This is a genomic window from Paenibacillus sp. MAHUQ-63 (assembly GCF_028765165.1).
Classification (GTDB): Bacteria; Bacillota; Bacilli; order Paenibacillales; family NBRC-103111; genus Paenibacillus_E.
The window spans coordinates 62,237-81,311 of sequence record NZ_JARADB010000006.1; the positions used below are offsets into that span (position 1 = coordinate 62,237).

At 52.3% G+C, this 19,075-nt stretch carries 16 protein-coding genes; 8 read left to right on the forward strand and 8 right to left on the reverse strand.

Translation table 11 applies throughout. The features are described 5' to 3' along the window. The first annotated feature begins 221 nt into the window (after positions 1-221). Positions 222-1,676 carry an MDR family MFS transporter gene (locus PUT07_RS27880; RefSeq protein WP_274472060.1) on the forward strand — a complete coding sequence of 485 codons (1,455 nt, stop codon included), beginning with the start codon at positions 222-224 and terminating at the stop codon, positions 1,674-1,676. Positions 1,677-1,746: 70 nt separating this feature from the next. On the opposite strand, the gene PUT07_RS27885 is transcribed toward PUT07_RS27880, so the two are convergent. Beyond that, entirely contained in the window at positions 1,747-2,142 is a 396-nt protein-coding gene (locus tag PUT07_RS27885) for a CHRD domain-containing protein (protein WP_274472279.1), read from the reverse strand. Positions 2,143-2,318: 176 nt separating this feature from the next. Continuing rightward, positions 2,319-3,584, reverse strand: a complete 1,266-nt coding sequence (locus tag PUT07_RS27890) for an MDR family MFS transporter (protein ID WP_274472061.1) — start codon at positions 3,582-3,584, stop codon at positions 2,319-2,321. Positions 3,585-3,797: 213 nt separating this feature from the next. On the opposite strand from PUT07_RS27890, the gene PUT07_RS27895 reads away from it, so the two are divergent. Next, positions 3,798-4,292 carry a CcdC protein domain-containing protein gene (locus PUT07_RS27895; RefSeq protein ID WP_274472062.1) on the forward strand — a complete coding sequence of 165 codons (495 nt, stop codon included), beginning with the start codon at positions 3,798-3,800 and terminating at the stop codon, positions 4,290-4,292. A gap of 173 nt (positions 4,293-4,465) precedes the next feature. After that, positions 4,466-7,111: a response regulator gene (locus PUT07_RS27900; protein WP_274472063.1), complete on the forward strand. Its 2,646-nt coding sequence runs from the start codon at positions 4,466-4,468 to the stop codon at positions 7,109-7,111. A 136-nt stretch (positions 7,112-7,247) separates the two neighbouring features. On the opposite strand, the gene PUT07_RS27905 is transcribed toward PUT07_RS27900, so the two are convergent. Beyond that, positions 7,248-8,057: an MBL fold metallo-hydrolase gene (locus PUT07_RS27905; RefSeq protein ID WP_274472064.1), complete on the reverse strand. Its 810-nt coding sequence runs from the start codon at positions 8,055-8,057 to the stop codon at positions 7,248-7,250. 228 nt (positions 8,058-8,285) lie between these two features. On the opposite strand from PUT07_RS27905, the gene PUT07_RS27910 reads away from it, so the two are divergent. The 3 genes from PUT07_RS27910 to PUT07_RS27920 all read left to right on the forward strand — a co-directional run bounded on the left by PUT07_RS27910 (position 8,286) and on the right by PUT07_RS27920 (position 12,975). Beyond that, positions 8,286-9,584 (forward strand): NCS2 family permease, encoded by a 1,299-nt coding sequence (locus PUT07_RS27910; protein WP_274472065.1) that lies wholly within the window; start codon positions 8,286-8,288, stop codon positions 9,582-9,584. 43 nt (positions 9,585-9,627) lie between these two features. Beyond that, positions 9,628-11,079 (forward strand): amino acid permease, encoded by a 1,452-nt coding sequence (locus PUT07_RS27915; RefSeq protein ID WP_379240798.1) that lies wholly within the window; start codon positions 9,628-9,630, stop codon positions 11,077-11,079. A 201-nt stretch (positions 11,080-11,280) separates the two neighbouring features. After that, entirely contained in the window at positions 11,281-12,975 is a 1,695-nt protein-coding gene (locus PUT07_RS27920; protein ID WP_274472066.1) for a methyl-accepting chemotaxis protein, read from the forward strand. A gap of 43 nt (positions 12,976-13,018) precedes the next feature. On the opposite strand, the gene PUT07_RS27925 is transcribed toward PUT07_RS27920, so the two are convergent. After that, positions 13,019-13,807 (reverse strand): hypothetical protein, encoded by a 789-nt coding sequence (locus PUT07_RS27925; RefSeq protein WP_274472067.1) that lies wholly within the window; start codon positions 13,805-13,807, stop codon positions 13,019-13,021. A 226-nt stretch (positions 13,808-14,033) separates the two neighbouring features. Here PUT07_RS27925 and PUT07_RS27930 point away from each other — a divergent pair, with 226 nt between their 5' ends. Then, entirely contained in the window at positions 14,034-14,792 is a 759-nt protein-coding gene (locus tag PUT07_RS27930) for a GTP pyrophosphokinase (protein WP_274472281.1), read from the forward strand. Between the two features lie 96 nt (positions 14,793-14,888). Continuing rightward, the gene (locus PUT07_RS27935) at positions 14,889-15,113 is read left to right on the forward strand and encodes a DNA-binding protein (protein WP_274472068.1); all 225 of its coding nucleotides are present in this window, start codon (positions 14,889-14,891) and stop codon (positions 15,111-15,113) included. Between the two features lie 44 nt (positions 15,114-15,157). On the opposite strand, the gene PUT07_RS27940 is transcribed toward PUT07_RS27935, so the two are convergent. The 4 genes from PUT07_RS27940 to PUT07_RS27955 all read right to left on the reverse strand — a co-directional run bounded on the left by PUT07_RS27940 (position 15,158) and on the right by PUT07_RS27955 (position 19,044). Continuing rightward, entirely contained in the window at positions 15,158-16,102 is a 945-nt protein-coding gene (locus PUT07_RS27940; protein ID WP_379240881.1) for a FecCD family ABC transporter permease, read from the reverse strand. Positions 16,103-16,140: 38 nt separating this feature from the next. After that, positions 16,141-17,154 (reverse strand): FecCD family ABC transporter permease, encoded by a 1,014-nt coding sequence (locus tag PUT07_RS27945; RefSeq protein WP_274472070.1) that lies wholly within the window; start codon positions 17,152-17,154, stop codon positions 16,141-16,143. Between the two features lie 4 nt (positions 17,155-17,158). Further along, positions 17,159-18,136, reverse strand: coding sequence for an ABC transporter substrate-binding protein (locus PUT07_RS27950; RefSeq protein ID WP_274472071.1), 978 nt, complete (start codon positions 18,134-18,136; stop codon positions 17,159-17,161). A 110-nt stretch (positions 18,137-18,246) separates the two neighbouring features. Beyond that, on the reverse strand, positions 18,247-19,044 hold the full coding sequence (locus PUT07_RS27955; protein WP_274472072.1) for an AraC family transcriptional regulator: 798 nt from the start codon (positions 19,042-19,044) through the stop codon (positions 18,247-18,249). Between the last annotated feature and the right edge of the window lie 31 nt (positions 19,045-19,075).

A 19,075-nucleotide genomic window follows, 5' to 3' on the forward strand; every position in this document is an offset into this window, starting at 1 on the left:
CCCAATTTTGGACGAGGTACGGCAAAACGAGCGTACAAATTGTACATGTCCAAAAATGGGAACAAATGTTTGTGTTTCTGAGCGTTTAGAGTTACAATAAAAGCGGAAAAATAAACTATAACCATTTTATAGGGCTCGATTCTATGTCGAAGTACTTAGACAAATGGTAATATGTTGAAATGTCCGGAATCCATATTTCACAAGGTAGAGGAGGAATGAAGTTGAACGTCTCAAGCGAAGCGGGTCACGCTTCAATCGATTTGAGCAAGATCAAGCGGGGGCCGATCGTAGCTGCACTTGTCATCGGCGCTTTCGTGGCCATCTTGAACGAAACGCTGCTGAACATCGCCTTTCCCGATCTGATGAAAGAGTTTGCCATTGAGCCTGCAACTATCCAGTGGCTATCCACCTCGTATATGCTCGTTATCGGTATTCTCGTGCCTGTTACTGCACTTCTTCAACAATGGTTTACAACGAGGCAAATGTTTCTGTCCGCCATGATTCTGTTTCTGGCGGGAACTGTCATCTGCGGAATTGCGCCTGCATTCAGCATTCTGCTGTTCGGCAGAATCATACAAGCCTTAGGAACGGGACTTATGCTGCCCGTCATGATGAACACGATACTCGTCATCTATCCGCCTGAGAAAAGGGGAGGAGCGATGGGAATGATCGGGCTCGTCATCATGTTCGGGCCGGCGATCGGACCTACGCTGGCAGGTCTGATTATCGACCAGTTGAGCTGGCGTTGGCTGTTCTATCTAGTCATTCCGCTTGCGGCCTTCTCCATTATCTTCGCCGCGGCGTATCTTCGCAACGTGTCGGATCTGACAAGGCCGAAGGTGGATATTCTCTCCATTCTGCTTTCCAGCATCGGATTCGGCGGCATCGTGTATGGCTTCAGCAAAGCGGGCGAAGGCTCGTGGAACGCTCCGGAGGTCGTGTGGACGATCGCCGTCGGTGCCGCAGCGGTCATCTTGTTTGTTATTCGCCAGCTCGTCATGAAAGAGCCGATTCTTGATCTTCGCGCTTTTAAGTTCCCGATGTTTTCCCTGGTGACGATCATGATGCTCGTGCTTATGATGACGCTGTTCTCGACGATGATTTTGCTGCCGCTATTTTTGCAGACCGCGCTGCTGATGTCAGCATTCAAGGCCGGATTAACGCTTATGCCTGGCGGTATTATCAATGGCATCATGGCGCCGATATCGGGCAAGCTGTTCGATAAATACGGGCCGCGCGTCCTCGTCATTCCTGGCTTAATTTTGGTGCTTCTGGCGATATGGTTGTTCACGGGCATTTCTGTCACCACTTCGACCGGACATGTCGTCACGCTTCATATCATTCTATTGATCGGAATTTCACTTGTTATGATGCCTGCCCAGACAACCGGGCTCAATCAACTGCCGCGTCATCTGTATCCGCACGGAACAGCGATTCTGAACACGCTGCAGCAAGTGGCGGGCGCTATCGGTACAGCGCTCTTCATCAGCATCATGTCATCCGGTACGAAATCCTACTTCATCGCCAATCCGAAAGGTAACCCCGCCGAGGGGCTTGTCGCCGGACTCCATAATGCATTCGTCACGGCGTTCTGGGTCGGCTGCCTCGCGTTGATTCTCGGTTTCTTCATCAAGCGCGTTCATGCGCCCCAAGAAGGGGAAAAGGGACTGGCTTAAGTCCGCTTGAAAAGGGCTGTCCGCAAGCAGGTAATCTGCTTGGGACAGCCCTTCGTGTTTGTTCAAGGTATTAACGCCGAACTTGGCCGCGAATTTCACCGTTCGGGTTCTGGATCGTATGAACATTCGCATAGGCGTTGCCGGTTTCGAATTCGTTGATGAGGTCTTGAAGGGTCTTCCCCTGCAGAGGACCCACGAGATCCTGGGCTGTAAGTACGCCTCGAACGACCCCGCGTCTGACGGAAATGCCGAATTTGGACGGGCCGAACAGGAAGGCAACGACGGGACCGTTGTGGCCGGCTTGTCCAAGATGTATATGGCCTTGTGTCACCCGGGATATATTGCGTACGATCAGTGCGAATCGCAACTGGGTTTCGCTGTTGTTCAATTCGAATATGGCATCGCCGGTTGCGGCGGAACGAACAGGTGGCACCTCGTTTCGACTTTTAAGTAAGGCTCGGAAGATAGTTGCCAAGGGTCACCACTCTCCTTTTCTAGTAATACTTCTATGTATTCAGAATTTGCGAGAGTTGCTTATTCATAGGCCCAGATGATAGAAAAAATTAATAGTTTCGGGTCGTGGCGAGATGGAAAAAGCACCCGTTGCCGGGTGCTCCAATTTGCATCAAATCTATGAATCCTTTATGCCGTTTGGCGCTCATACCGATTGAACATCAGATGGTACAAGCCGGCCGACAGCACGGCGATTCCCGCCAGCAGGAGGAACGTCCATGTGAAGCCGATCCACGAGGAGACCGGGATCGACAGCGGAGCCAAGGTTCGTCCAAGTGTGAACCGCAGGCTCCCTGCGGCGAAGTATTGGCCGCGCATATGCTCGGGAGCAAGCCGCGAGACGAAGGCTTGCTGGGGTCCGGCCGACATGAGCTCGGCCAGGGTGAACACGGCGATAGCCAGCGTAAAGCCCCAGAAGGTGGACATGGAGCCGAACATCACGATGCCTATCGCGTAGAAGAGCGCACCGCCAATGAACACGTAGCGGTCCCGGTAGGCCAGCATCCACTTGGTGACAATAACCGTGAATAGGGCAACGAACAAGCCGTTCTCCGAAACGATCAGCCCGAACAGCTGCTTGCCCGTTAACTGCAGGCTCCACTCTCCGTAGGAGAAAATCGTTGCGAGAGAGACGGTTTCCTCCATGAAAACGGGAAACAACAGATCGAGCTGCATGAATGTCTGAGAGAGCAGCACGCCCGCAAGGATGAACAGCAGGAAGACCCGGTCGGCAGCGATGATCTTGTAATCCCGCAGCTGCGCGGCCAGGAATCGGTACCAAGGCTCGCCGCTGCTAGTGCGTTGACGGCTTGCCAGCTGTTCCGGCAGCGTCTCGTGCAAGGTACGGCTCATCGTCAGCGAGAGGATGAGGCAGAATACGGAGGCCGCGGTCAGCACGACGTACGGGTTATCGTCATAGGTGATCGATCCGATCAGCGGCCCGATAACAACAGATATGTTCGCCGCCGTATAGAAAATGGCGAACACGCTGGAGCGGTGCTCTTCCTTCACCACGTCCGCTACCATTGCCTGACTGGCCGGCCAGTACAAGGAGCCGGCCATACTGGCGAAGCTGAAGCCGAGGAATCCAAGCGCAGGCATATCCAGCAGCGGCGACGCGGCCAAAGCGAAGAGCCCGTATCCGATGCTCTGCCCGAGAGCTGCAAGAACCATCATCCGCTTCCGGCCGAACCGGTCCGCACAATAGCCGCCAAGCAGATTAGCCAGCACGGAGAGCGCTTGTGATAGAATAAGAAGAAAGCCTGTCCAACCTTTCCCGAAAGCGCTAGCGAAGTAGATCGAAAGAAACGGAAAGAACGTCCAGAAAATAACGTTGAAAGCAGTTTCGCCGCCAAGGCGAATTTTTAAATTCATATCCCAATCTTTCATTCTCATCTGCAAGTACCTCTAGTTGTAAGTAAAATAACTTATCTATCATACAACCAAACTTCAAAGCAGAACAAGGGAAAGGAAAGAAGTGGGGATTGTCGGGATAAAGGATTTCGCATCGGTCTTAAGGCGGAGACGGAATCTAACCAGCGTCCGAATGATTATCATCGGGGATGCGATATAATGATAAAAAAAGCAGCAACAGGAGGAACAGCGATTATGAACATAGAAACGTTAGTCGGGTACGGAGTAGCCGCCCTGGTCATCATCTTGGTGATCTGGCTCAAAACCAGAGGCAGGAAACGCCCGATTAAAAACAAAGGGATCGGCATCTTGCTCCCGGTCATCTTGCTGCCGGTCTTGTTCGGCTTCTCCATCTATTCGCTAACGCAAATTCCGGACCATCCGTTTCACTTGCCAGTGCTTTGGGAAATGCTGTGCGCAATTGTGCTTGGTATCGGGTTGGGGAGCATCATGCTGTATCATACGGGCTATGAGAAGCTCGAGGACGGCTATGTGTATGCGAAGCCGAATAAAAACTTCAAATACGTCCTTATCGCGATCGTAGCTCTTCGTATCGTCCTTTCCCAATATTTCAAAGGACTCGATTATACGGAATTTACGGTGCTTACGATGTTAATGGCGTATTTATATATTTGCGTGTGGCGTGTAGGAAGCTTCATTAAGTTTCGCAGAGCTAGCGCAGGTCTTTGACCTTGAAGGAACTGCTCTCAGGCGAAAGCCCGGGGGCTTTTTCAATTGTGTCAGGGATGATCTACCAATATACGACATGAGACTTTCTCTAGAAGATCTTGCCTATATGCTGTAATATAAATTACACGAGGGTTACATATTTTTACTATGGACAAGTATGATAGGGGTGTCACATGAAATTTTTGATTTATTTTGCCCAATGCAGCGCATTAATCGTGACATTTGTATTTTTGTTAAGGTGGCTGTATCCCTACTACGTCAAATGCTCGAGAAGAGCGCAGTCGATCATGTTCGGGGTCGCTTTCGGAATTTTCGGCCTTATCATTATGCAGATGCCTCTAAATGTAGCGTATGGATTACATATGGATGTCAGACTTGTAAGCGTTATTTTCTCAGGCATTTTCGGGGGACCGCTAGCCGCTGTCATCACAACGGTTATGATTGCTGTTTATCGGATCAGCTTGGGGGGCGCGATGCTCTTTCCGCTTGGTGCGCTCGTGACGACAACGCTCATTAGTATACTTGTACATAGACGAAATGTGAAAAATAGAAAGTTCGTAGAGAAATACGGCTGGCTGCTGGGGCTCGTAATCGGCTTTCAGACCGTAGGCTGGGCGCTGCTGGCGCCGCGGGAAACGATGAACTATTTCATGAACGAGTTCTCGATTACTTATGTCATTTTCCATGCGGTAGCCATTCCTTTGTATTATTCTTTAATCTCTTATGAGATGAGAAGCTTCGAGACGGAGAGAAAGCTGCGCGCAAGCGAGGACAGGTATCGAACCTTGGTGCAGAACTCCCCGGATCTCGTTTATTGCTGCAGTCTGGATGGGACGATTACCCAAGCGAATAATAAGATGTCCAAATTTTTGAAAATGAGAGAACGCGACTTGCTCGGGCAAAATTTGCATGAGCTGATTGTTGAGGAGCAGACCCGCGAGCAATGGGAAAGTGCCATGAACGAAGTGCTGAGCACGGAGGAATCCATAGCTTTCGAAGCGGAGCGGATATTGCCAGACGGTGAAAGCCAATGCATGCATTATACGATATCGCCTATATTCAATCAGCGCGGGGAAATCGTCGAAGTCACCGGAACTGGCCATGATATTACGGAATTAAGGCAGCAGGAGAAGGCGCTTCAGCAATACAAAGAGCATCTGGAAGATTTGGTGGAGGCTCGGACCGCTGAGTTGGCTGAAGCGAAAGAAATGGCGGAGTACGCCAACCGTGCCAAAGGCGAATTTCTCGCCAATATGAGTCATGAAATCCGGACGCCCATGAATGCGGTTATCGGGCTGAGCTATTTGCTTCAGCAAACGGAGTTATCGGAGCAGCAGCAGGTGTATGTGGATAAAACGATTATTTCCGCGAAAAATTTGCTTACCCTCATTAACGACGTCCTGGACTTCTCGAAAATCGAGGCTAAGAAGCTGGTGATCGAGCAGGTGGAATTCGATTTATATGATGTACTCAATCAGATTTCGAATCTGGTTGGGATGAAAGCTTATGACAAAGGATTGAAGCTGCATTTCTCCATCCATCACGAGGTGCCGCAGATGCTTGTCGGAGACCCGTTCCGGTTGAATCAGATCTTGGTCAATCTGGCGAATAACGCCGTGAAGTTCACAGATGAAGGTGAAATTTCATTTGAAATTTGTCTCGTGACCCGAACCGACCGGAGTGTCACCATCGGCTTCACAGTACGCGATACCGGAATCGGGATTACGGATGAGCAGCAGCAAGAGCTCTTTCACCATTTCACCCAGGCGGATATGTCAACTACACGCAAGTACGGCGGTACAGGGCTGGGGCTCGTGATCAGCAAAAATCTCGTAGAATTGATGGGCGGGGCGATTGGCGTCGAGAGTGTTGCCGGGGCGGGAAGCTCCTTCTACTTCACGGCGGAATTCGGCCATAGCACGGGAACGCGAATGACGGCGGTGCACAAGGATTCCCAATTGAAATTGCTTCGCGTATTGCTGGTTTGTGATGATGCGGATATGCAGCTGGTCCTTAAGGGTCAGTTGGAGCAGTTCCAATTCATCGTGCAGACGGCGGATTCCGAGAACAGCGCGATCGAGCAAATCTATCGCAATGGCCGTTACGATCTGGTCATCGTCGACTGGAAGCTGAAGGACTCCGTCGCCGTGCCGTTGGCGGAGCGCATTCAACTCGAATTCTCCACGCCGACGCAAGTCATCGTCATGATCACGGCTTATCATGAGCCTGCCCTGCAGGATGGCGTTCGTTCGCAGGCGATTGATAAGGTGCTGTACTATCCGCTCAGCCAATCGCAGCTGTACAACGAGCTGATCGCTTTGTTTCAGCAGCATTTTGTGGCCAAGCAGTCCATGGTGGTCGACTCCGAGCGCGCGGATCGGTTCAAGGCACTGCAGAATGCCCGTGTTTTGCTTGTTGAGGATAACGAAATCAATCAATTGGTTGCCACGGAAATGCTGAAGGACGTAGGGGTGCTGGTGGATGTGGCCGAGAACGGGCTCGAAGCGGTGACGCGGGTCAAGCAGGAATATTATGATGCCATCTTGATGGACTTGCAGATGCCGGTCATGGGCGGCTATGAGGCGACCAAGCATATTCGGAAGCTGGAGCATGCCCAAGATACGCCTATTATAGCCATGACGGCCGATGCCATGAAGGGTGTGAAGGAGGAAGTGCTCGAAGCGGGAATGAACGGATATATCACGAAGCCGTTTGACCCTATTCAGCTGTTCGGACTGCTGCAACGGCTCATTCAAACCTCGAAGATGCGAGGGTACAAACAAATAGCGGCCTCGGCCGAGGTGACTGGCGACGAGTAGCAGACAAAAGGGTGTCCAAGCCGATATGGCTGGGGCATCCTTTTGTCATGCTTGCAGACACCATCCTCCTCCACACACGCACACGCATTCGCCCTTCGCATCCGCCCGCACATGGCCCCGAACTCGCAATTATCGCTTAGAGCTCCACAACCAGACCGTCATAAGCCACTTCAATGCCATGAGGCTGGAAAATAGCAACCAAGTCCTCATGCAGCAAGCCTGCATTATGCGAGAAGTGAGTGACGATGACCTGCGCCCCGGGTTTTAAGACGCCATGCGTCTCCATCCACTGCTTCGTCTCGACAACCGCATCCACATTCATATGATTGTTCCGGTGAGCGCTGCGCCCTGTCGTGCATTCGAGGATGACGAGATCGAACTGCCTATCTTGCAGCCAAGCCCAAGTCTCATCCGGAAACCAGCCGCTGTCGTTACCGTACAGAATGGATTTGCCGTTCTTCTCAATCGCATACAGCAGGCACGTTTCTAGCGGGTCATGATCCGCCAGCAGAGGAACGATCGTAGCCGTCTGCGTTTGTACGGGCTGGAACGGAAGCACCCGGTGGAACCTATAGTGATGATCGAGCCCGTTAAGTGCCTGGAAGCATAACCGGAAGGGAACGTCATGGCCGTAAACATGCATGATGCCGTCGCCTGCCTGGGCATAACCCCGTGCGCGAATGGCCATATCTTCGGCATACAAATGGTCGGAGTGCGAGTGGGTGATGAGCAGATCCTTGACACTGTTCATATCGAGCCCGTATTGAAACGAATGAAACAAGGTATCCGGCGGGAAATCCACCTTCAGATCGTGATCGATCATGACCGAAGTGCGGGAGCGAATATTTTTTCCTCCGCGTTCGCGTGCTTGCTTGCAGGTCAAACATTGGCAGAAGAGGGACGGAATTCCCTCGAATGCTGCCGTTCCAAGAATGTGGACCTTCATCGACGAGCCTCCTGCATAGTTTTTATTTTCAGCCTGTGGTGAAACTATTCCCTTGGAATTATGTTGTTTTGTTGCATATGTAATGTTGTATCATGATCAATTCTTGTTGTTTATTGACAATTGTATCCCCGCACGACGATACTGTCAACGCAGAAAAATGATTACTAAGGTTCCAAACAAAGGGAAGAATACAACTAATAAATCCCTTTTATTTGGAGGTCATCTGCAATGAACACACTTTTCAAATTGAAGGAAAGAGGCACAACCGCGGCGACGGAGCTTATGGCGGGGGTCACCACATTTTTGACGATGGTCTACATTGTCATTGTGAATCCGGGGATTCTGAGTAAAGCGGGGATGGATTTCCACGGCGTTTTCATTGCAACGGTGCTTGCCAGCATTGTGGCCACACTGATCATGGGGCTCTTCGCGAACTATCCGATTGTAATTGCGCCAGGTATGGGCCTGAATGCATACTTCGCTTTTAGCGTTGTGGGAGGAAGCGGGATCAGCTGGCAGGTTGCTCTTGGCGCCGTATTCGTAGCAGGCGTCTTATTCATATTGCTATCTCTGACGACGTTCCGCTATATGCTGCTGGATGCGATTCCGACAAGCTTGAAGCACGCCATAACAGCCGGTATCGGTTTATTCATCACATTCATCGGGCTGCAAAATGCCCAAATTATCGTTGCTTCTCCGTCAACGCTAATCACCTTGGGCAATCTGAGAGATCCTATGACAGCCTTAACGATCGTTGGTCTTATCACATCGCTGATTCTGATGGCGTATGAGGTGAGGGGCTTCCTGTTCATCGGAATGCTCATTACCGCCGTGCTGGCTTGGATGATGGGGCTGCTGGCGATGCCCGAGGCGTTCGTTGCCGTGCCGACGGGACTGTCGGCTACTGCATTTCAGCTGAATATCTATGGCGTGTTCTCCGAGGGGTTATATGCCGTTATTTTTACTTTCTTATTGATCACCCTCTTTGATACGACAGGCACGATGCTTGGGGTTGCGGGGCAAGCGGGGCTGCTCAAGGACAATAAGTTCCCCCGTTCCCGAGGCGCCCTTCTGGCTGACGCTATCGGCACAACGACGGGAGCCGTTCTAGGGACAAGCCCTACCTCCGCCTATATCGAATCATCTTCCGGCGTTGCCGTAGGCGGAAGAACCGGTCTCACGGCTGTAACGGTTTGTGTGCTGCTGGCATTCACGCTGCTGTTCTCGCCGGTTATTGCGGTTCTCGCCAGTATTCCCGCGATAACAGCCCCTGCGCTGATCATCGTCGGATTCCTGATGATGAATGTGCTGCGGCAGATTGAGTGGTGGGATCTCGAGGAAGCTTTCCCGGCTTTTCTGATCGTCGTGCTGATGCCGTTAACTTATAGTATCGCGACAGGGATCGGCATCGGGTTTATTGTCTATCCGGTGCTGAAGCTGCTGCGCGGGAAACGAAGCGATGTGCATCCGATTTTTTTATTGTTTGCCGTTTTGTTTTTCATTCAAATTGTGTTTTTCAGCCATTGAAGGTTGAATGCGGAACTCGAAATATTCGGAGAGGAAGCGGTTGATGCAAATGCAGAAGGAAGATGACAAAAGACAGCTCGTCCGAGGTTTGAAAGCACGGCATATGACGATGATCTCGCTGGGCGGATCGATCGGGACAGGTTTGTTTCTGGCCAGCGGGGGTGCCATTCAATCCGCAGGCCCGGGCGGCGCGCTTCTTGCCTATGCGGCGATAGGGTTTATGGTTTATTTTCTGATGACTTCCCTCGGTGAAATGGCCGCCTACATGCCGGTGGCGGGGTCTTTCAGTACTTATGCTGGCCGGTTCGTCGATCCTGCACTTGGTTTCGCCCTGGGGTGGAATTATTGGTTTAACTGGGCCATTACGATCGCTGCGGAAATTTCTGCGGCCAGCATCATCGTGAGCTATTGGCTGCCGGATACATCTCCATTGCTCTGGAGCGCGTTATTCCTCGGCGTTATGGTGCTTATTAACTATTTGTCCGTGAGAGCGTACGGGGAATCCGAGTTCTGGTTTTCATCGATTAAGGTCATTACCGTCATTGTCTTTATCGCGGTCGGTGTCCTGATGATCATTGGCATCATCGGCAGCCAGCGAGTCGGACTCGGTCATTTCAATGAAGGCGGCACGCCGTTTCACGGCGGCTTCATGGGGCTGCTGGGCGTCTTCATGGCGGCCGGTTTCTCCTTTCAGGGAACGGAGCTGATCGGGATTACGGCGGGAGAGAGCGAGGATGCGGCCAAAAATGTGCCGAAAGCCGTAAAGCAAATATTTTGGCGTATTCTGCTGTTTTACGTGCTCGCCATCTTCGTCATCGGCTGTCTCATCTCCTATCAAGACCCTGCCTTGTTACAAGCCGACATCAATCACATTACCGTCAGTCCCTTCACCATTGTGTTCGAGAAAGCGGGCTTTGCCTTTGCAGCTTCCGTCATGAATGCCATCATACTGACTTCGGTGCTGTCGGCCGGCAGTTCGGGAATGTATGCCTCAACGCGTATGCTGTGGTCCTTGGCCGAAGAGGGGAAAGCTCCGGGCTGGCTCAAGTATTTGAATAAGCGCGGGGTTCCCCTTGCTTCGCTAGCGGTGACAGCGGCTATCGGGATGCTTGCATTCTTCGCCTCCCTCTTCGGGTCAGGTGTTGTGTATACGTGGCTGCTCAACGCCTCCGGGATGTGCGGCTTTCTCGCGTGGCTTGGCATATCGATCAGCCATTACCGCTTTCGCCGGGCCTTTCTTGCCCAAGGACGTTCTTTGGAGCAATTGCCCTACCGCGCAAGATGGTTTCCTTTCGGGCCGATCGTCGCTTTCGTCATATGTTTGTTCGTCATCGTAGGGCAGAGCATGACCGCTTTCCAGAACGGGCAAGTGGATTGGTACGGACTGCTGGCTGCTTACATTGGTCTTCCTTTATTCCTTATCGTATATGTGCTGTATAAATGGAAGCATAGGACGAGCTTAATCCCTCTTGGGGCGTGCCGGTTTGAAGATTAGGCGTTTCTGTGTCTGTTAGCCGGCAAATAGGACGAAAATTAACACGTGGTTAATACTTTCTATCATTTTCTGCTAACATCTTACCGATAAGATTAGCTGGGGATGGCCCGAAGCCAAGCGGGCTCTTCTAGACTAATACGACTTCGGAGGATATACATGCACTCGTCAGCCAAATTACTTCAAAGATTGACAAAAAGACGAATGAAATTAAGTCTTAAACAAAAATTAATCGGATCCTTCGCAATGCTCCTTCTATTCATGGGCATTCTTAGCTTGAGTGATATGTCACGAATGAGCAATATGAAGCATGATATAACGGAAATGGTCCAGCGGTGGATGAAAGGAACTCAAGCCATTGAGGACTTCAGTTACTGGACGGAGCATTTTGCCAAAGATTTGATGGGCGTGCATAACCTCAAGGATCCTTCGGAGAAATTGCAGCTTGCGCTTGATATCGACGCGACGATCATTAAAGGCGACAAGTCGCTTGAAGTGTATAAGGGGACGGCGGGAGGCGAAGAAGATGCGAAAAACTTCGCCATGCTTCAAGAGCGATGGGATTCGCTGAAGAAGAACTATGTAAAATATAAACGGGCTGCAACCGGCGAAGAAGCGGCTGCCATATACGAGGACCTCACGCAAAATTATAACGATGTGCAAAGTATTTGCCGCCTCATGGTAGTGTTCAATCAGAAGGGGGCGGAGAGCAGCGTACAAGAGAACGACGCCTTATATCGCAGCAGCATCTTGAGCACGATTATTTTCTTGAGCTGCGCGGTGCTGCTGTCCGCATTCATCGTCTGGGTCATTGTGCGCAATATTACACGTCCGGTCATTGCCGCTTCCCAAGCGCTTGACCGCATGGCTGCCTGCGACTTGACCGTAGAGCCGCTAACATTCAAAAACAACGATGAGATCGGCGTACTCATTCAGGCTGTTAATGGCATGACGCTTCAAATGCGCGAAGCGATGGGCCGCTTGCAGGAGTCTTCCAGCAGCGTTGCGTCTTCCTCGGAACAGCTGTACGCCAGCTCGGAGCAGAACAGCGAGGCTTCCCAGCATGTAGCCGGAGAAATTCAAACGATTGCCTCCGAGGCCGAATCGCAGCGCTTGAACGCGCTGGAGTGTGCCAAAGCAATGGACGGAATCGCGGTGGGTGCGCAGCGAATTGCGGAAACGACGTCCGATGTATCCCATCTGTCGATGCAAGCGTCGGAGCAGGCCAGACAAGGACAGCTGGATGTGCATCAGGTAACGAAGACGATGAACGCTCTAAGCGCTGCTGTGGCGCAAGCGAACGAGACGATTCTTCAACTGGCGGAACACTCCCGTAATATCGGCCAAGTGTCTCAAATGATCGGCGAGATTGCGAGTCAAACGAATCTGCTGGCACTGAATGCGGCAATTGAAGCGGCGCGCGCCGGAGAGAGCGGCAGAGGCTTCGCCGTCGTAGCCGGCGAGGTGCGCAAGCTGGCTTCGCAAACGGAGCAGTCCGTTGGCGCTATCTCGCAGGTCGTGTCGAATATTCAGAAGGATACGCAGGTGGCCGTACAGGCGATGGACGCCGGATTAACAGAGGTGGAGAAAGGGCTGCAGTATGCCACACAGACGGAGAGCAGCTTCGGCGCAATCGTTCAATCGGCGGAGGAGGTAACCGCGAAGATTCAAGAGACGGCGGCGGCTGCGCAGCAAATGGCGGCAAGCTCCCAGCAGGCGGCGGCGACGGTGACGAATATGGAGAACGTTTCGAGGCGTACGTCCGAATTGGCGCAGAACGTGGCCGGTTCGACCCAGCAGCAGCTGGCCTCCTCGCAAAAAGTGACGTCTTCTTCGCAAATGCTGGCAAGCATTGCCCAGGATTTGCAGGACTTTATTAATACGTACAAAATGAACTGAATGATAGAAGAGAGGCACCTTAACGGGTGTCTTTTCTAATTCGTTACTGTTGAATGTCAGCCAGCTTGTCGCTGACGGTAGTCTCCAGCTTATAGATTCGCTGTTTTTCTTCGTTGATCTGACGCAGGATGGTGACCATGGCGGAGAGTGAGCTTTGGACACCGTTCGCGTCCGCTCTTTTGGCGTTTTGCTTGAAAGCACTCCAGTGAGGCGATAAGCCTCGGCGGATTGTTGTCAGGGCACTTTGCTTAGCTTTGATCTGCGTGTTGATGGGGGTAACCTCTTGTATATGGCCTCGCAGCTTTATGGATGCTTGGGATGCTGCTTCTTTCGCGGTTTGATAAGTCTTCTCCTTCGCACGAATGTCTGCGCGAGCGAGCTGAACAGGGATTTTCAAGGCGGTGGCTTGCATTTTGAGCAAAGTATTCAAGCCTTTGCTTTTCAGCGGCCTGGCCGCTTCGACCTGCTTATTGATTGCAGTATAACGGGATATTAGCGGTTTGTACCGCTCCTTTATTTGCATAACCTCCTGCTCCAATTGCTCCAACCGTGCCTCGTCAATATGCTTGGTTCGCTTGCTTAACACGTTATATACTTCTTTGTTCTGATTGTGCTGTGTCAAAATCTTAGCGTTCCATTCCTGCTCTACTTTCTGAAGCGCGGACAGCTCCTGCTGCAAGGCTTGGATGCGGCTGGCTTGGGATGGCGTGGCTGTGGCCATCGTTCTCTCAAGGAGCTTAGCCGTGACTTCCATCGGAGCTGCGGCGGAAGCTTCTGCCGTGAAGGCATAAGCAAGGGTAAGAGCGATGAGCAGCGAAGCGACATGTCTCAAATGAGTTCCTCCTTTATTGGGCGGAAGCACCAAAAAAGCACCTGCAAGAAAGGCGTGAGCCTTATCTTACGGGTGCTTCCAGTAAGCTTCCAATATTTACAATTATTATACCGGGGGAATCTCTCCGTTGTCAATGCGAACGCCAAATTTGCTCCTTGGGCCTCGCGTGCTTTACACTAATGATGACAGGTAAAATAACCGCAACCCAAAGGATGGAACTGCTATGATGAATCAACTTTCCATGCACGACTTGAAACGATTTAAGAATGAGATCACGCGCTTTATGATGACCTACAAATTCGCACTGGACGCGATGGAAACCCGTATAGAAATTCTTGTGCAGGAATTCGAAATGCTGCATGAATATAACCCGATCGAGCATACCAAATCCCGTTTGAAATCGCCGGAGAGCATCTTCCAGAAGCTGATCCGGAAAGGCGGAGACATGTCCTTCGAAGGGATCAGGGAAAGCGTGAAGGATATCGCCGGTATGAGGATCACATGCTCGTTCCTCTCCGATATTTATGTCATCTCCAATATGCTCAAAAAGCAAGGCGATCTGAAAGTGCTCGGGGAGAAGGACTATATTAAGCACCCGAAACCGAACGGCTATCAGAGCCTGCACCTGCTTATCGAAGTGCCTGTACATATGTCGGACAGGGAGGAAAGTGTATGCATCGAGGTCCAGATTCGGACGATTGCGATGGATTTCTGGGCTAGTCTTGAGCATAAAATTTTCTACAAATTCAACGAGGGTAACCAAGCAGTGCCGGCACGCCTTCTGGAGGAGCTCAAACAAGCGGCCGTTGCCGCCAGTAGTCTGGATCGGCAGATGGAGCGTCTGCATGCGGAAATTGCAGAGATTAAGGAGGAGCAAACCGCAGACGCGGTTGCCAGCGATAAACTTAACCGAATTGTTATCAACAACCAGCAGTTTGCGCTTCCGCAGGCCTTGCTAGGTCTTCTGAACGAAGATGATGTCTGATCGGAATCGTACCTATAATTGCCTCCATTTGCCTCATAATTCTTATCCCTTCTGTGCTATAATGGAAAGATTGGAACAGAAGGGTGAGGCTGCGACATGCAAGAATTTCAAGATTGGAATCAAAAAGTAAAAGCAACTTTCAATGCGACAAGCAATGAAGTTGTCTTGACGGTGATGGAAGCGGGAACGGCCTTAGGATTAACGAAAGATCAGATGAAGCAATATGTCGACAAAAATAATCTAACCAAAGTGCCGATAATGAGAAGTGTTCATCGGTACTTGCTGCTGAAAAGCGAGATCGATGAGATTGTTGGGAAATGATTATAGAAAGAGACACGTCCTTGTTAGGAACGTGTCTCTTTTATTTACTTGCCGCTGCGCAGACGCTCTCTGCGCAGCAGATATATGAAATACGGCGCGCCGATGACAGCCGTCATGATCCCCACGGGCACTTCGCGCGGCAGGATCACGAGGCGGCCGAGCAAGTCGCCCAGCAGCATCAGATCCGCGCCGACGACGGCCGCCAGCGGGATCAGCCACTGATGCCGCGCACCGGCAAGGCTGCGGGCGATATGCGGCGCGATCAAGCCGACGAAGCCAATCGCGCCGACAGCCGACACGGAGATGCCGGCCAGCGCAACGGCGAGGAGCAGCAGCAAGAAGCGCTGCTTCACGAGGCCAAGCCCCAGCGAGGCGGAGATATCGTCGCCAAGCTGGAACACGTTCAGCTTGGCGTAGCTCGCCCACACGACGGGCAGCAGCACGCCGATCCACGGCAGCAGCGTGAATACGTCGTGCCAGCTGCGGCTCCACAGGCTGCCGGCCAGCCAAAGCAGCGCCATGTTAATGTCGCTGGGGTGCCTTACAATCAGATACTGTGTGCCGGCTTGGAACACAGTTCCTATCGCGACGCCAACGAGCGCCAACGAGGCGGGAGACATCGTCAGGCGGCGGCTTAACAGGAGGAGCAGCAGGAACGCCGCCAGCGCGCCGGCGAAAGCGGCGATCGGCAGGACGTACCCCGGCGATCTGGGGAACAGGAAGATCACGGACGCCGCTACGAAGCCGGCCCCTTTCGTAATGCCCACCACATCCGGGCTGGCCAGCGGGTTCCTGACCAAGCCCTGCAGAATGACGCCGCCGACCGCCAAGCCGAAGCCGGCCAGCATCGCCACCAGAACGCGCGGCAGGCGCACCTGATGGACGATGAAATAGGAGGGGCTTGCGGTATCCGCAAGCCCGGCCCAAACTTCGGCAAGCGGTACGCGCACGGCTCCCACATGGACATACAGGACGGCCAGCAGGATCATGATCACGATGGCTGTAAGCAGGGAGAGCGCAGGTTTGTTCACTTGGCACCTCCTTGCTTTCTAGCCAAATAGATGAAATATGGCGCACCGAGCGCAGCGGTGACGATCCCGACCGGCGATTCGAACGGAAATGCGATGAAGCGGCTGAGAAAGTCCGCATACACGAGCAGAATGCCGCCGAGCAGCGCGGTGAAAGGGCCGAGAATATGCAGGTTCGGTCCTACCAGTGCGCGGGCGATGTGCGGCACCAGCAAACAGACGAAGCCGATCGGACCGCATAAGGCGACGGCGGAACCGGCAAGCGCGAGGACGAGCGCGATGCTAATGGCGCGCACGACACTCACGCGCTGGCCCAAGCCTGCTGCAATGTCGTCATCGAGCAGCAGCAGCTTGAACGCCGGGATCATGAGGCTGAACAAGGCCATCCCGCCGATGAAGAAGGGGGCGATGATCCGTACATCGCTCCAACCCGCCTGGTTCAGTGACCCGACCAGCCAGAAGATCATGCTGTCCGTGGCATGCTGATTCATAATAATGAAGCCTTCCGTTAAGGAAGACATGAGGAAATGAATCGTGATGCCTGCCAGCGCCAGGCGCACATACTGCTGGCGCCCTGCGCCAGCGAGCGACCAGATGAGCAGCGCGCTGAGCGCGGCTCCTCCGAACGCGAAGCCGATAAGTCCGAAGTTGCCGAGCTGCGGCAGCGCAACAAGCCCGATCACGACGGCGAGCGCCGCTCCGGCGTTAATTCCGAATATATGCGGCGAAGCCAGCGGATTCTTGGTTGTCATCTGGGTCAGCATCCCGGCCAGAGCCAGCTGCATGCCTACGAGGCATGCCATGATAGCGCGCGGCAGACGCAGCGTTTGGATGTAGAGATGCGTTTTATCGCTGCCCTGGTAAGTGACCGCTTCGAATAAAGTGCGCCAAGTTACCGGAGCCTGCCCCCACTTCAGGCAGCAGACGACGCCGATGAGCATGACGAGCACAGCGGCACAAAATAGGAAGAGCAGAGGCCATTTCCGGCTCTGCTTCTCAGTTATAGGATTCATCGGACTATTGCCCCAGGTTTTTCACGATATCCTCTAGGATTTTCTCCGAACCGAGGAACCCGCGGGATAAAGACCAGTCGCGGCGCTCTACCGTGAACACTTTCTTATTTGCGACAGCGTCGATTTTCTGCCAGAGCGGGTTCGTCTCCCACTGCTGAACGATCGTCTCTTTCTCCGTCGGCATCAGGAAAAGCACCTGCGGATTCGCTTCAACCAGCTGCTCCAGCGTGATTTGCGGGTAGGCGGCTGCGTTCTTCACAGGATCGGTATAGCCGAGCATGGCCAAGTAGGAACCGCTGTATGCGTGATCCGAATGAGCGAAGAAACCTTTCGGATTCACAACAGCCGGAAGTACGCGGAGGTTCGTGGAACCGAGCTTTTTCTTCAAAGTCTCGACTTTATTTTGATGCTCGGCCAGACGCTTCTTGCCTTCTTCTTCTTTGCCTACGGCTTTGGCGATAATGCCTACGTTCTTCAGCATTTGATTATAGTCCGCTTGGAAATCGTCCAGCACGAGTACAGGGGCAATCCCTTTCAGCTGAGGAATGGCATTCTTGTGTTTATTCATGTCGGCGATGATCAAATCGGGCTTCAGCGAAGCGATCAGCTCAATGTTCGGTTCATAGCGCGACCCGACGGATTTATAGGAAGCCAGCTGGCTCTTCACGGAGTCCATCAGAAGATCCGGGCTGTTGTCGTCGGCAACGCCTACTGGCTGTACGCCTAATGTGACCAGGATGTCGGTGAAGCCGAATTCCATGGCGACGATGCGTTCCGGTTTTTTAGGCAGCTCCAATGTGCCGGCAGCGTCCTGAACGGTAATCTTGCCATCCGTCTGTGCGGCAGGCTTCTGTGTAGCTGGGGTAGGCGCGGTTGTCGCTGCAGCAGATTCCGTATTCGTTGATTTAGCGCAAGCTGCAAGGCTTAGCGCGAATACCGCGACCAGTGCGATCAGGCTAAAGCGTGAAAAAAAGTGATTCATTTGTTCTATTCCCCCGTGACAATGATTATTATTCTCATTTGAAATGATACTCCCAAAACGAAAGAAGGGACATGTCTGATATGCAGAATCGACATGTCCCTAAGTTAGATTTAATTGCGACCGGCGAGAAATTCGGATGGCGTGGTACCGGTTTTTTTCTTGAATACTTTGCTGAAGTGGAAATAATCGACGAAACCGACGCGTCCGGCGACTTCCTTGGCGAGCATATCGGTTTGCAGGAACATTTGCTTCGCTTTCTCGATGCGCAGTGTGTACAAGTAGTTCATCATCGTCATCCCGGTCCGTTTCTTGAAAAGCACGGTGAAATAACCGACACTCATGCCCGCTCGCCTGGCTAACATCGGCAGTGTAAGCTCCAGCATGTAGTGCTCGTTCATATAGGAAAGAATCTCTTCAACGGCTTCCAGGGAGGACTTCTTGTCCTGAGTCAAATGAGATTCATATAAATAAATGAAAAGAATGCGCTCCAGCATCATACGCTTACGAAATGTATGAGCGGCCTCTTCCTCCGCCGTTAGCGGGTGGAGGTCTTGCGTCGTACGCAGCAGCTCGTCGAGCATATATAATATTTTGATCTCACTCACCGTTGTGAGAGGGCCGTGCAAGGACCAGCTATGGTCCTCGGGAAACATGCTGTACGTCATAATGACGTATTCGGCGGGTTTCGTTCTTGGAACGTGGATATGATAAGGCCCATGGTCGGGATGACAAGCATACCCTTGCGAGCATATGTAAGATTCCTCATCGCGCTTATGTATGGTGATATGGCCACGGCGAACGATAATCAGGCGGTAGGTGCCGGCCGGGCACTCCAACGAGAGAGAGGCGGAGCTCGTTTCGATCTCTTGGATGAGAGGGACGAGAGGAATGAGTTGTTGAAAATTCATCGTGAAGGATCCTTTCCATCCAGAGTCAGCT

What these genes read in the sequence shown, in the direction of transcription:
- PUT07_RS27890 (WP_274472061.1), bottom strand. Translation starts at nt 3,584, where the DNA reads ATGAGAATGAAAGATTGGGATATGAATTTAAAAATTCGCCTTGGCGGC.
- PUT07_RS27895 (WP_274472062.1), top strand. Translation starts at nt 3,798, where the DNA reads ATGAACATAGAAACGTTAGTCGGGTACGGAGTAGCCGCCCTGGTCATC.
- PUT07_RS27900 (WP_274472063.1), top strand. Translation starts at nt 4,466, where the DNA reads ATGAAATTTTTGATTTATTTTGCCCAATGCAGCGCATTAATCGTGACA.
- PUT07_RS27905 (WP_274472064.1), bottom strand. Translation starts at nt 8,057, where the DNA reads ATGAAGGTCCACATTCTTGGAACGGCAGCATTCGAGGGAATTCCGTCC.
- PUT07_RS27910 (WP_274472065.1), top strand. Translation starts at nt 8,286, where the DNA reads ATGAACACACTTTTCAAATTGAAGGAAAGAGGCACAACCGCGGCGACG.
- PUT07_RS27915 (WP_379240798.1), top strand. Translation starts at nt 9,628, where the DNA reads ATGCAAATGCAGAAGGAAGATGACAAAAGACAGCTCGTCCGAGGTTTG.
- PUT07_RS27920 (WP_274472066.1), top strand. Translation starts at nt 11,281, where the DNA reads ATGAAATTAAGTCTTAAACAAAAATTAATCGGATCCTTCGCAATGCTC.
- PUT07_RS27930 (WP_274472281.1), top strand. Translation starts at nt 14,034, where the DNA reads ATGAATCAACTTTCCATGCACGACTTGAAACGATTTAAGAATGAGATC.
- PUT07_RS27935 (WP_274472068.1), top strand. Translation starts at nt 14,889, where the DNA reads ATGCAAGAATTTCAAGATTGGAATCAAAAAGTAAAAGCAACTTTCAAT.
- PUT07_RS27940 (WP_379240881.1), bottom strand. Translation starts at nt 16,102, where the DNA reads ATGATCCTGCTGGCCGTCCTGTATGTCCATGTGGGAGCCGTGCGCGTA.
- PUT07_RS27945 (WP_274472070.1), bottom strand. Translation starts at nt 17,154, where the DNA reads ATGAATCCTATAACTGAGAAGCAGAGCCGGAAATGGCCTCTGCTCTTC.
- PUT07_RS27950 (WP_274472071.1), bottom strand. Translation starts at nt 18,136, where the DNA reads ATGAATCACTTTTTTTCACGCTTTAGCCTGATCGCACTGGTCGCGGTA.
- PUT07_RS27955 (WP_274472072.1), bottom strand. Translation starts at nt 19,044, where the DNA reads ATGAATTTTCAACAACTCATTCCTCTCGTCCCTCTCATCCAAGAGATC.